The organism is Streptomyces sp. NPDC049585, from assembly GCF_040675615.1.
In the GTDB taxonomy this organism is placed as follows: domain Bacteria; phylum Actinomycetota; class Actinomycetes; order Streptomycetales; family Streptomycetaceae; genus Streptomyces; species Streptomyces luteosporeus.
In genome coordinates this window covers 23,480-36,447 of sequence record NZ_JBFAPE010000012.1, presented here as the reverse complement: position 1 = coordinate 36,447, position 12,968 = coordinate 23,480, and the positions used below count along the sequence as shown (strand labels likewise).

At 75.9% G+C, this 12,968-nt stretch carries 7 protein-coding genes; 3 read left to right on the top strand and 4 right to left on the bottom strand.

The features are described 5' to 3' along the window. Window positions 1–21 precede the first annotated feature (21 nt). The 4 genes from AB0K17_RS15445 to AB0K17_RS15430 all read right to left on the bottom strand — a co-directional run bounded on the left by AB0K17_RS15445 (window position 22) and on the right by AB0K17_RS15430 (window position 3,948). A complete protein-coding gene (locus tag AB0K17_RS15445; protein ID WP_365969069.1) occupies window positions 22–216 on the bottom strand; it encodes a ferredoxin in 195 nt (64 codons plus the stop codon). A 62-nt stretch (window positions 217–278) separates the two neighbouring features. Further along, window positions 279–1,457: a cytochrome P450 gene (locus AB0K17_RS15440; RefSeq protein ID WP_365983207.1), complete on the bottom strand. Its 1,179-nt coding sequence runs from the start codon at window positions 1,455–1,457 to the stop codon at window positions 279–281. An 8-nt stretch (window positions 1,458–1,465) separates the two neighbouring features. Then, a complete protein-coding gene (locus AB0K17_RS15435; protein WP_365969071.1) occupies window positions 1,466–2,554 on the bottom strand; it encodes a DegT/DnrJ/EryC1/StrS family aminotransferase in 1,089 nt (362 codons plus the stop codon). 17 nt (window positions 2,555–2,571) lie between these two features. After that, complete coding sequence (locus AB0K17_RS15430) at window positions 2,572–3,948, bottom strand: glycosyltransferase (protein ID WP_365969072.1); 1,377 nt, start codon at window positions 3,946–3,948, stop codon at window positions 2,572–2,574. 354 nt (window positions 3,949–4,302) lie between these two features. Between AB0K17_RS15430 and AB0K17_RS15425 the strand changes: the two genes are divergently transcribed. Genes AB0K17_RS15425 through AB0K17_RS15415 form a run of 3 tightly spaced genes read left to right on the top strand, consistent with a single transcriptional unit; the run spans window position 4,303 to window position 12,744 of the window. After that, window positions 4,303–7,170: an AAA family ATPase gene (locus AB0K17_RS15425; protein ID WP_365983206.1), complete on the top strand. Its 2,868-nt coding sequence runs from the start codon at window positions 4,303–4,305 to the stop codon at window positions 7,168–7,170. Further along, a complete protein-coding gene (locus tag AB0K17_RS15420; protein WP_365983205.1) occupies window positions 7,157–9,949 on the top strand; it encodes a LuxR C-terminal-related transcriptional regulator in 2,793 nt (930 codons plus the stop codon). The genes AB0K17_RS15425 and AB0K17_RS15420 overlap by 14 nt, the downstream gene beginning before the upstream one ends. Beyond that, window positions 9,946–12,744, top strand: coding sequence for an AAA family ATPase (locus AB0K17_RS15415; RefSeq protein ID WP_365983204.1), 2,799 nt, complete (start codon window positions 9,946–9,948; stop codon window positions 12,742–12,744). Before AB0K17_RS15420 ends, AB0K17_RS15415 begins: the two co-directional genes overlap by 4 nt. The last annotated feature ends 224 nt before the right edge of the window (window positions 12,745–12,968 follow it).

Below are 12,968 nucleotides of genomic sequence, written 5' to 3'. Positions count from 1 at the left end.
CTCGGTGGGGAGCGGGGACGCTCAGTCCTCGGCCAGGGTGATCGCCCTGGACGGGCACAGCCCGCCGGCCAGCCGTACGGCGTCGCGCACGGCCGCTCCGGGGGCGGGGGTCAGGAGGGTGACCAGGCCGTCCTCGTCCTGGTCGAAGACGTCGGGGGCGGACAGCACGCACTGGCCCGCGCCCACGCAGCGGTCGGAGTCGACGGTGATACGCATGCGAGCGGCATCTCCTTGCCTGGGGGTGGACCTGGGGGTGGACCTGGGGGTGGAACGGGTGCCTACCAGCGCACGGGCATCTCGTGCAGACCGAACAGGACCACGTCGTGCTTGAACGCCAGTTCCTGGGTGGGGACGGCGAGTTCGAGCGTCGGGATGCGCTCGAAGAGCCTGCGGTAGGCGATCTCCATCTCCACGCGCACCAGGTTCTGCCCGAGGCACTGGTGCACGCCGTAGCCGAAGGCCACGTGGTGGCGGCTGCTGCGGGCCGGGTCGAACCGGTGCGGGCACTCGAAGGCCGACGCGTCGTGGTTGGCGGCGGCGACCAGGGGCACGATGCCCTCGCCGGCCCGGATCAGCTGGCCGGCGATCTCCACGTCCTGCACCGCCACCCGCAGCGAGACCAGGTCGGCGACCGAGTGGAAGCGCAGGGTCTCCTCCACCACCCGGTCGTCGCCGATCCACTGCGGGTTCAGCAGCAGCGTCATCACGCCGAGCGCGATGTTGTTGGCCGTCGTCTCGTGGCCGGCGATCAGCAGCAGGAGCAGCACGCCCGACATCTCGTGCGGGGCGATGGAGCCGGTGGCCAGCAGCCGGCTGACGAGGTCGTCGCCGGGCCACTTGGACTTGATGTCGACCAGGCGGTTGATGTAGCGCAGCAGTTCCTTGGTCGCGGTGTCGCGCTGCTGGTCGGTCGAGGAGCGGATGGCGACCAGGGTGCGGGTGCGCGACTCGAAGAAGTCCCGGTCGGCGGCGGGCACGCCCAGCAGGGCGGAGATCACCAGTGACGGCACGGGCAGGGCGAAGTCGGCGACGAGGTCGGCGCTGTTGCCGGCGGCCAGCAGCTCGTCGATGAGCCCGTCGACGGTGCGCTCGATGGCCGGGCGCATCGCCCGTACCCGCCGGACGGTGAACTCGGGGATCAGCGCCTTGCGGAAGCGGTCGTGCTCGGGGGAGTCCAGGCCCACGAACCAGCCGGGGATCTGCTCCTGCTTGGGCACGCCCATGGTCTCGGAGATGTTGGGGAAGCCCGCGTGCTGGGGGTTGGAGCTGATCCGCGGGTCGGTCAGCACGGCCCGTACGTCCTCGTGCCGCGTCACCAGCCAGCACTTGTTGCCGTTGGGCAGGTAGGACACCACCAGCCCGTCGCGGGAGCGGTAGTCGGCGTAGCGCGGCGGCGGGAAGGCCTCACCGGGCCTGCGCAGCGGGAAGTCCACGACCAGAGGTTCGGTTTCCGGCATCGAATTCCTCACTCCTTCTCGGCGCCCGGGCGACCCGGGCCGGTCGTGCGGTAGAACTCGCGGACCTTGCCGGTGATGTACTCCTGGTCGGCCGCGGACAGCCCGGTGTGCGTGGGCAGGTACAGCCCGTCGGCGGCGAAGCGGGCGGCGTTCAGGGCGGCCCAGTTCGCGTCGAAGTAACCGGGCTGGCGGCTCATGGGCTGGAAGAACAGCCGCGTCTCGATGGAGGCCGCGGCCAGGAACTCCCGCAGCTCCTCGCGCCGCTCGGCGCGGATGTCGTACATCCACAGCACGTCCCGCGCGGGCATCAGGGTGATGCCGTCGATGCCGGCCAGGCCCTCGTCGTAGCGGCGCTCGATCTCCTTGCGGGTGGCGAGGATCTCGTCCAGCCGCTCGACCTGGGCGAGGGCGACGGCGGCCTGCATGCCGGTCATGCGGAAGTTGTAGGCGAGCTTCTTGTGGACGAAGCTGTGCTCGCGGGTGAAGGCCATGCCGCGCAGGTGGGCCAGCTGCCCGGCCAGGCGGGGGTCGTCGGTGAGGCAGATGCCGCCCTCGCCCGCCGTGATGATCTTGTTGGCGAACAGCGAGAAGCAGGCGATGTCGCCGACGGGCCGGATGCCGTGGGCCTCGGCGGAGTCCTCCACCACGCGCAGGTTGTACTGGAACGCGATGTCCATGATCGCGTCCATGTCGCAGCGCCGCCCGTAGACGTGCACGGGCATCAGGGCCTTCGTGCGCGGGGTGATCTTCTCCTCGATACGGGCGACGTCGATGTTCAGGTCGTCGCCGCAGTCGACGAAGACCGGGGTGGCGCCGGTGTAGGTCACCGCCCAGGCCGAGGCGACCATGGTGAACTCCGGGACGATGACCTCGTCCCCCGGGCCGATGCCCAGCGCCCGCAGGGCCAGGGTCAGCGCGGCCGTGCCCGACGAACAGGCCACGCCGTGGGCGATGCCGTTGTGGTCGGCGAAGGCCCGCTCGAAGCGGGCGATGACCGGGCTCTGCGAGGAGATCCAGCCGTCGGCGAGGGTGGCGGCGACGTACTCCTGCTCCTTGCCGGTCAGGAAGGGGCGGGAGACGGGGTGGGTGAACGACACTGCGGATCCTTCCTTCGTCACGCCAGGGCCGGCAGGCCGAGGACGAGGTCGGCGGCGGCGGCACGGCCGCCCGCCGCGCGCTGCAGGGCGCCCAGCCGCTCGGCGTTCTCGCGGAACGACGGCTCGGTCAGCACCCGGGTGAGCTTGTCGACGACGTCGTCGACGGCGATGGTCTGCGGCTGGTCCAGGGTCAGGCTGATGCCGAAGTCCCGGCCGCGCACGGCCTGGTCGTAGCAGTCCACCCACAGCGGGCGCACCACGAGCGGCTTGCCGAAGTACACGCCCTCGTGGAAGCCGTTGCCGCCGCCGTGGGTGAAGAACACCTTGACGCTCGGGTGGGCGAGGACGTCCAGCTGCGAGGGCACCCAGCTCTCGATGCGCAGGTTCGCCGGCAGCTCGCCCGCCTCCGGCAGCAGGTGCTGCTGCTCCTTCGGCAGCTTCCACAGCACCTGGTGGCGGCCCTGGAGCCGGCGGGCCACCTCCACCAGTGCCCCGACCTCCTGCCGGGTCAGCCGGGTGATGGTGCCGAACCCCATGTAGACCACGGAGGACTGCTCGTCCAGCCAGCGGGCGACGTCGTTGTCCGCATCGGCCTCCGGCAGCGGCGGCATCATCGCGCCGACCAGGCGCATCTTCTCCGGTATCGCGAAGGGGTAGTCCAGCTCGGCGATCGAGTTGCACAGGACCATCTCGGCCTTGTCGATGCGCGTCATCGGCCCCGGCGGCGGCAGTTCGAGCTCCTTGCGCATCTTCCCGTCCTCGCCGAGCACCTTGGCCATCTCGGGATGGAAGAACATCGCCAGCGTGCGGAACTTGAACAGCTCGTTGGACACCCGCTGCGCCAGGTTCATCCGGCGCGGCAGGCCCGAGTGCGGGACGGGGAAGTCGCGCGGGGTGTAGCCCTTGGCGAAGGGGTTGAGCGAGGTGAGCACGTTGCTCGGCAGGAAGGGCACGCTGAGCACGAAGGGGATGCCCCGGGAGACGGCCAGGTCGACGGCGAAGCCGCTCATGCAGTCGACGACCATCAGCGCCGGCTGCACCTTGTCGACCACTTCCTTCAGCCGGCGGAACTTCGCCGCCTGCACCGCCGGCTTGTAGGACTGCTTGATGACGGCCCGGTGGGCCCTGAAACGCGAGCTCTGGGTCACCTCGCGGTAGACGTCGTCGGGCCAGGTCACCGCGGACAGCTCGGAGGCCACCTCGCCCAGCGAGGCGAACTCCACCGGTGAGCGCTCCGCGATGCGCGCCACGTCCTCGCGCCGGGGCTCGTCGGTGGCGAACCAGAGGTCCTCCACCCCCTGGCGGGAGAGCTCCCCGGCGAGCACGAGCAGCGGATTGAGCAGACCGCTCTCCGGAAGGCTGACGAAGAGGATCGGCCGTCGCGCGGAGTCCATGGATTCCCTCTCGTTGGTGGTTCGGCGGTGGCCCGGCGGTGCCGGCGAGGCCCCGCCACGGCCGGGTCGATGAGCCGCACCGCACTTTGATCTCACGCCCGGTGCCGGGAAATCCTTAGACTCCGCCCCTGCGGCCCCCGACCCGGCCTCCGGGCCGCCCCGCCACGGAGGGTCGTTACGCTCCGGGCACGCTCAGATGTCATAAAGTTCAAGGAAGTGGAACCTCATCAGCCGCAAAAGCCTCTAGAGTGACAGGACACCTGACGAGGTACCCCAACAGGCGCTTTGTCGGTACTCATTGCGGATCGTGACGTCTGAGCGCCGTGTCCCCCACGGGGCGTGAGGAGAGTGAGCGTGCTGCACCGCCTTCGCGCCCAGGCATTAACGTTTCCCCTGACCGGCCGCCGGAGCGAGCGCGCCGCACTCGGCGCCCACGCCGCCGCCGCCCGCGCCGGCCGCGGCACCGCCGTGCTGATATCCGGGCCCTCCGGAAGCGGCAAGACCCGCTTCCTGGAGGAGTTCCGCGCCGAGGAGACCGCCCGCCGCACCACCGTCCTGCACGCCACCTGCACCCGGGACACCACCCCCTACGGCGCCCTGCGCACCCTGCTCGCCACCCTGGACCCGGCCCACGACGGCGAGGCACCCCCGCAGCCCGCCGCGCACCCCGCCCGCGCCGCCCTCGCACCCGGCAGCGGGGCCCCCGCCCACCAGGTGCTGCACGCCCTCCACCGGCTCGTCGCACACCTGATGACGGACCGTCCGCTCGCCCTCGTCCTGGACGACGCCGGCCACTGCGACGAGGCCTCCCTGAGAGGGCTGGAGTACCTGCTGCGCCGGGCCCGGCGGCTGCCGCTGCTCGTCGTCCTCGCCCACGGCACCGGCAGCGCGCCCGCCACCCGTACCGCCCTGACCGAACTCACCACGCGCCACGCCGCGGCCACCGTCCGCCTCGGTCCGCTCACCGACGACGACACCGCCGCCCTCGTACGCCACGCCTTCACCGCCCCCGCCGACCCCTCCTTCGCCCCGCTGCTCGCCGCGGCCGCAGGCGGCAACCCCCGTATCCTCACCCGCGTCCTGCGCACCCTGCACGCCGAGGGCACCGCCCCCGACGCGGCCGGAGCACACCGCGCCGAGGAGATCTGCACGGCCCTGACGGCCCCCTACGTACGCCGCGTGCTCGCCGGCCGCCCCGCCTGGACCCGCGACGTCGCCACCGCCGCCGCCGTCCTCGGCGACGCCGCCCCCGACCACGTCGCCGCCCTCGCCGGCGTCGCCCCCGCCCTCGCCGCCACCGCCCTGGCCGAACTGTGCGACGCCGGCCTGCTGACCCCCGGCGCCCTGCACTTCACCACCGAGGCCACCCGCGCCGCCGTGCTCGCCACCCTCGAACCACCCGCGCTGACCCGGCTGCGCACCAAGGCCGCCCTGCTGCTCGACGACGCCGGCCGCCCCGCCCGCGAGGTCGCCGACCAGGTGCTGCTCCTGCCCGGCCCGCTCGCCCCCTGGATGGCCGCCACCCTGCGCGAGGCCGCGGACCGGGCCGCCGGCGACGGCGCCCACAAGGCCGCCGCCGGCTACCTGCACCGCCTGCTGGACGCCGAGCCCGACGACGTGTCCGTCCGCGCCGAACTCGCCCGCCTCCGCGCCGGCTTCAGCCCCACCGAGGCCCTCCCCCTCCTCGAGGAGGCCCTCACTCAGGCCACCTGCGTGCGCACCCGCGCGGTCATCGCCGCCCAGTACGGGCTGACCTGCCTGGCCGTCCGCCGCGGCCCCGCCGCCACCACCGTGCTCACCGGCACCCTCCACGCGCTGCGCGAGCACCTCGGCCCCCAGGCCGGCCCCGCCGACCGCGAACTGACCGCACACCTCGAATCCGTCCTGCTGCTGGCCGCCACCGCCGAACGCACCACCCTCGCCACCGCCCGCCGGCACGCCGCCACCACACCCGCCCCCCACGGCGACACCCCCGCCCAGCGCCAGCAGCTCGCCATGCTCGCCACCCTGACCGCCCTCGACGGCCGGCACGCCGACCGCGCCGTCGACCAGGCCCGCCGCGCCCTGCGCACCCCCGGCGGCGCGCCCGGCGGCTGGGCACCCCTGGCCGCCGCCCTGCCCCTCGCCCTCGCCGACGAGACCGACGACGCCCTCGACGCCCTGGAGAAGGTGCTCTCCTACGCGCAGGAATGCGGCGAACCCCGCGTGTACGCCCAGGTGCTGACCGCCCGCGCGCTGATCCTGCACCGCACCGGCGCCCTGCCCGACGCCATGACCGACGCCCGCACCGCGACCGGCCTCGTGGCCGAGGAACCGCGCTGCGCCCGCATGAGCGAACCGGTGATCGCGCTCGCCACCGTGCTCGCCGACCGCGGCGAGGCCGACCGGGCCGAGCAGCTGCTCGCCGGCCTCGACGCACGGAGCCTGAAGCGCTCGGTCATGGAACACCCCCTGCACCTCATGGCCCGCGCCCAGGCCCGGCGCGGCCTCGGCGACCACGAAGGCGCCCTGGACCTGCTGCTGGCCTGCGGCGACTTCCTGGCCGGCAGCGGCGTCGGCAACCCCGTGCTCCACCCCTGGTGGCTGCACGCCGTCTGCCTGCTGTCCGGCATGGACCGCACCGACGAGGCCCGCCGCATCGCCGAGGCCGCCCAGGAACCCGCCCGGGCCTGGGGCACCGCCCGCGCCCTCGGCCTGGCCGGCCTCGCCCGCGGCGCCACCACCCCCGGCGAGGAGGGCCTGGCCCTGCTCACCGAGGCGGTCACCACGCTCGCCGGCTCACCCGCCCGCGCCGACCACGCCCGGGCCACCCATCTGCTCGGCAAGGCCCTGCTGGCCGCCGGCGACCAGCGCGGCGCCCGCGAACACCTGCGCACCGCCGTCGCCCTCGCCCGGCAGTGCGGGGCCCTCGCCCTGGCCCGGGCCGCCCGCAGCCGGCTGCTTGCCGCCGGCGGTCGCATGGGCAAGATCACCGGATCCCGCACCGACATGCTCACCCGCACCGAGCGCAAGGTCGCAGGCCTTGCCGGACTGGGCGCGAGCAACCGGGAGATAGCCGAGGCCCTCTTCGTGACCGTCCGCACCGTGGAGATGCACCTGACCAGCGCCTACCGCAAGCTGGCCGTCGGCGACCGGGCCGGGCTCGCCGCCGTCCTGTGGCCCGCCCTCCCGGGCGGAGCCACCCCGTCCCCGGCGAGAGACGCGCTCCGTGCGGCTCGCTGACCCGCTGCCGCCCCGGCCGGCCCGGGCCCGCGCCCGGCTCTCGGCCATCCTGACCTGCCTCGCGAGCGGCCGCCCGGCCGTCGTCACCGTCGGCGGACCGCCCGGATCCGGACAGCACGCCCTGCTGCGGTGGGCGGCCGCGAGCGCCCTGCACCGCGGCATCCCGGTGCGCACCCTCGGCCCCGGCGCGGCGTCGACAACGATGCCGCCGGACGACACCGCCGAGCCCGGACGCATGCCGACGGCCACCCAGGACGGCCCGGTGCTGTACGTCGCCGAGAACGTCCGGGCCACCGACCAGGACACGGCCCGGCGGCTCGCCGAGCTCGCCGAGGAAGTCCACGCCCTGCCCGTCGCCTTGATGATGAGCTTCGACGGATCCCCGGCGGCCCTGCCACCGGTCCTCGCCACCGCCCTCGCCGGCCCGGCCGCCCCCCTGCGCACCGACGTCGTCCTGCCCCCGCTGGACGCACCCGCGGCCGCCGCCCTCGTCGAACAGGTCTGCGGCACGCCCGGCGACGAGCCGTTCGTCACCGCCGCCACCCGCCTCACCCGCGGCAACCCAGCCGTCCTGGAGGAGGCCCTGCGCCGCCTCGTCCAAGGGGGCCGGGCCCCGCACGCCACCGCCCTGCCCGAGTTCACCGCCGCCGCCGAGGCCGCCCTGGCCGACCACGTCGCCCGCGTCCTGGACCGGCTGCCTGCGGGCCACGCCGCCGCCCTGCGCGCCCTGGCCGCCGCCGGCGCCCTCGGCCTGCCCGCCGTCTGCCGGCTCGCCGGCCTGCCGGCCGACGACGAGACGGCCGTACGCGCCGTGCTGGAGGGCACCGGTCTGACCACACCCGCCCTGCAACCGCCCGGCCTCGACGCCGCCGTGCGCACCCACGTCCTCGCCTGCACCCCCGCCGCCGAACGCACCGCCCTGCACGTCCGCGCCGCCGAACTCGCCCACACCACCGGCGCGGGCGCCGAGACCGTCGCCGCCCTGCTGCTCGACACCCCGCCCCTGGCCCACCCCTGGGTGCTGCCCGCCCTGCGCGGCGGACTCGCCGCCGCCCGGCGCGCCGGCGACCACCCGCGCACCGCCGCCCTCCTCGCCCGCATGCTGGCCGAGCCCCTGCCGCCCGCCGAGCACGGCGAAGTCACCCTGCACCTGGCCGCCGTCGAAGCCGTCACCGCCCCCACCGCCGGCGACCGCCGCCTGGCCCGCCTCCTGCACGACACGGACACGCACGGCACGGGCACCCAGGGCACGGGTACGCAGGACGCGGGCACGCACGGCACGGGCACGCACGAGACGGGCACGCAGGACGCGGACACGCAGGACGCGGGCACGCAGGGCACGGGCACAGAAGAAACGAGCGCAGAGGAAACGGGTGCCCCCCTTCCGCTGCGTGCCGCCGACCTCGCCCTCGCCCGTGGCGGCACCGACCTCGTCCGCGAAGCCGTGGCCGACGCCCGGGCCACCGCCCGCGGCGCCCGCCGCGACGGCCTGCTCGCCCTGCTGTGGGCCGAGGCGGCCGGCGACGGCGACGACGCGGCGGGCGGCGAGCCACTGCCCCCGCAGCCCCGCGGCGCCGCCCAGGCAGCCGTCCGCGCCTGGCACCTGGCCGCCGACGGCACCGACCGGGCCACCGCCCTGCGCCTGGCCCGCACGCGACCGGCCCCCGCCGACGACACCGGAGCGCTCCTGCTGCCCCGCCTCGCCGCCTGCCGGGCCCTGGTCCTGGCCGACGAACTCGACGAGGCCGAGAGCGCGCTGGACGCGCTGCTCGCCCGCACCCGGCGCCATCACCTGCCCGCCGGCACCGCCCGCGTCCTCGCCGCCCGCGCCGAACTGCACCTGCGCCGCGGCCGGTTGGCCGACGCCGAGGGTGACATCGCCGAGTGCGAACGCGCCCTGCCGCCCGGCAGCCGGCACGCCGGCGCGGCCGCCCATCCCATGGCCCTGCGCATCCTCGTCGACCTGGAGAACGGACACCGCTCCCGGGCCCGAGCCCTGGCCGCCGCCCCGGCCCCGCCGGGCCCGCGCACCGGCACCCCGTGGGCGTACCTGCTCTTCGCCCGGGCCCTGGAGGCGGCCGCCGACGCCCGTATCCCCGAGGCCGCCGAACTGTTCGAGGAGACCGGCCGGCACCTCGTACGCCGGCGGGCCGGCAACCCCGCGCTGCTGCCCTGGCGTTCGCTGGCCGCCCGCGCCCACCAGACCCTCGGCGACCCGGCCCGGGCCCGCGCCCTGGTCACCGAGGAGCTGCAGCTGGCCCGGAAGTGGGGCGCGCCGACCGCCGTGGCCTGGGCGGAACTGCACACCGGCCGGCTGGCCAAGACCGACCGCACCGCCCGCATGCGGCAGGCCGTCGCCGCCCTGCGCGAGAGCCCCGCCGGGCTGGCCCACGCCTGGGCCCTGGCCGACCTGGCTGCCCTCGAACTGCGTGGGCCCGGCGAGGACTGGCACACCACCGCCCCCTGGGCGAGCGAGCTCTCCGCGCTCATCACCGCCCACCCCTGCAGCCGGCTGGCCGCCACCGTGCGCGAACTCACCGAGGCCCAGCGCACCCCGGCCCCGCGGGCCACCGCACGGCTGCGCGAATGGACCTCCCTCACCCAGGCCGAACTGCACACGGCCACCCTCGCCGGCCGCGGCCACGGCAACCGGCACATCGCCGAACTGCTCGCGGTCTCCCGGCGCACCGTGGAGCTGCGCCTGAGCAGCGTCTACCGAAAACTCGGCATCACCGGCCGCACGGAGCTGTGCGCTCTTGTCCGAGGGATGGGAGAGTGACGGAACGCATGCTGCTCGAACGAGGGGCCGAGCAGGCCGCGGTGGAGGCCGCGCTGCGCGCCGCGGCCGGCGGAACGGGGTCGTGCCTGCTGCTGACGGGCCCGTTGGGCATCGGCAGAACCGCCCTGCTCGACCGGCTGCCCGAGCTGGCCGGGGCCGGTGCGACCCGCGTGCTGCGGGCCGCCGCCGCCCCGATGGAGCAGGACTTCCCCTTCGGGGTCGTGCGCCAGCTCCTCGACGGCCTGCCCGGCGCCGACCCCGTGCTCGACGCGCTGGACGGGCTGGACGCGCTCGACGCCGCCGGCGGCGAGCACGTCGCACACGACGCACACGGCGAGCCCGACGAGCACGCCGTTCTGCAGGAGATCGACGCGCTCCTGGCCCGCACCGGCGACGACGGCGGACCGCCCCTGCTGCTGCTCCTGGACGACCTCCACTGGGCCGACACCCCCTCGCTGCGCTGGCTCGCCCGCCTGGCCGTCCGCCCCGGGCGCCTGCGCGCCGTCGTCGTCGGCACCGTGCGCTCCGGCGAACCCGGCACCCGCCGCGCCGCGCTGCGCGAGCTGACGGCCGCGCCCTGCCGCGTCCTGCGCCCCGCCGCCCTGACCCCGGCGGCCACCGCCATGCTGGTGCGCGAGCACCTCGGGGCCGCGGGCACCGAGGAGTCCACCCACGCCTTCCACGCCGCGTCGGCCGGCAACCCGCTGGTGCTGACCTGCCTGCTGCAGCATGCGGCGGGGGGCGGTCCCGCGGGGCCCGCGGCCCCGCACCCGCCGCGGCTCACCGAGCGCGTACGGGCGTGCCTGCGCGGCCTGCCCACCGCCGAACGCGACCTGGCCGCGGCCCTGTGCGTCCTCGGCGAGCACACCGGCCTCCCCCTCGCCGCCCGGCTCGCCCACCTCGACGAGCACGCCGGCACCCGCGCCCTGCGGTCCCTGCGCGAGCTCGGCCTGCTGACCCCCGCCGGGCCGCCGCGCTTCGTCCACGACGCCGTGCGCGAGGCGGCCGCCGCCGGCACCTCCCCGGACGCGTGCCGCCGACTGCACGAGAGCGCGGCGGACCTGCTGTACGAGCAGGGGGCGCCCGACACGCACGTCGCCGACCAGATCATGGCCGCCGGCGGCGGCCACCGCCCCTGGTCGACGGCCGTGCTGCGCGCCGCCGCCCGTGCCGCCCGCACCGCCGGCGCACCGCAGCAGGCCGCCGGCTACCTGCGCCGCGCCCTGCAGGACCACCCCGAGGCGGGGCGGCGGCGCGCCGGCCTGCTGACCGAACTCGCCGCCGCCGTACGCGACACCGACGCACCGGCCGGTGCCCGGCACGCCGCCCAGGCGGCCCTGCTGCCGGTCACCCCCGCCGACCGGGCCCTGGCCGTGCTGCAGATCCCGCCGGCGTTCCTGGGCACCCTGCCGCAGGACGCGGCCGCGACGCTGCAGCGCATCGCGGCCGAACTCGGCCCGGCCGCCCTGCTCAAGGGCGTACCGCGCGAGGCCGCCCTGCGCCTGGAGGCCCGGCTGCGGCACGCCCGCCGCGAGGACCCCGCGGCACTCGCAGCCGCCGTCGAACGGCTGCGCGCTCCGGTGCCGGGTCCGCTGCTGCCGGACTCCCCGGCCGGCCGCGAACTGACCGCCGTCCTGCTCAACTCCGCCGCCGTGGCCGGCGCCCTGCCGGCGGGCGAGGTGGCCCGGCTGGGCCGCTACGTCCTGGAGCGGGAACCGGCCGCACCCCGGCGCGAGCACTCCGCGCTGCCGCTGGTGGTGCTCGCCCTGTGCGCCGCCGACACGGTCGAACCGGCCGTCTCCTGGCTCGCCGCCGGGCAGCGCGTACGCGCCGCCGAGAACGTGCCGGCGGACGCGGTCGACCACATGGAACAGGCCCTGGTCCTGCTCGCCCGCGGCCGCCTGACCCACGCCCGTGAGCACGCCGAACGCGTGGTCGACCTCGCCCAGGCCCGGCGGGGCCCGGCGGGCGCCTCCTTCGCCGTGGTGCTCGCCGCCGTCGCCCTGGAGGTGCGCGACCCGGACTTCGGCGCCCGCGTCCTGAGCCTGGGCGCGGGACCCGCCCCCGGCCTGGCCACCACGTCGATGCTGCAGCTTCTGGAAGCGGCGGCGGAGGCCGCGCGCGGCGCGTGGGACGCGGCCCTGGAGACCGTCCTGTCCTCGGGCCGGCAGCTGGCGGCCGCCGGCTGGCACAACTCCGCCCTCTTCCCCTGGCGTCCCTGGGCCATCAGCCTGCACCACCGGCTCGGCGACCTGCCCGCCGCGCGCGCCCTCGCCGACGAGGAGCACGAGCGGGCCGCACGCTGGGGGGCGCCAGCCGTGCTCGGCCGCGCCCTGCGCCTGAAGGGCCGGCTGTACGAGGGCCCCCGGGGCGCGGCACTGCTGCGCGAGGCCGTCGCCGTCCTGCGCTCCTCCGCCCACCAGCTCGAACTCGCCCGCGGCCTGCAGGCCCTGGGCCGGGCGCTGGGCGGCGGGGCGGAGGCCGACGCCGCCCTGCACGAGGCCGGGGAGCTGGCGGTGGCGTGCGGGGTGCCCCGCCTGGCCAGACGCAGCGGGCACGAGGAACTCGACACGGCGGGCGGCCCGGCCCCCGCCTCGGTGCTCACCCCGGCCGAGCGCCGGGTTGCCGACCTCGCCGGGCGGGGGCTGACCAACCAGTCCATCGCCCGTGAACTGGGCGTGAGCGCCCGTGCAGTCGAGAAACACCTCACGAATTCCTATCGAAAACTCGGTGTCCGGGGGCGGACCGAGATGATCGCCAGGTATTCCGGATCGCAATTGGGCCGGGTGGGCTGAACGCGGCTGCTATACGCGGCATCAAGTACCGCTCTCAACCTTTCCATGGGGTGTCCGCAGGGGTAACCGGCGGACACCCCCGTTCTTTCTTCGGTGCCGTACCACGGGTACGCCGCCGTGGTACGGACCCCACCCTGCCGCAGGGGTTGGCCTGCGGTCGTCCCGGGAGCGAAAGTGCAGGTCAGGCAAGGGGATTCGGTGTGCTTCCCCGCCGTCGAGGGGGG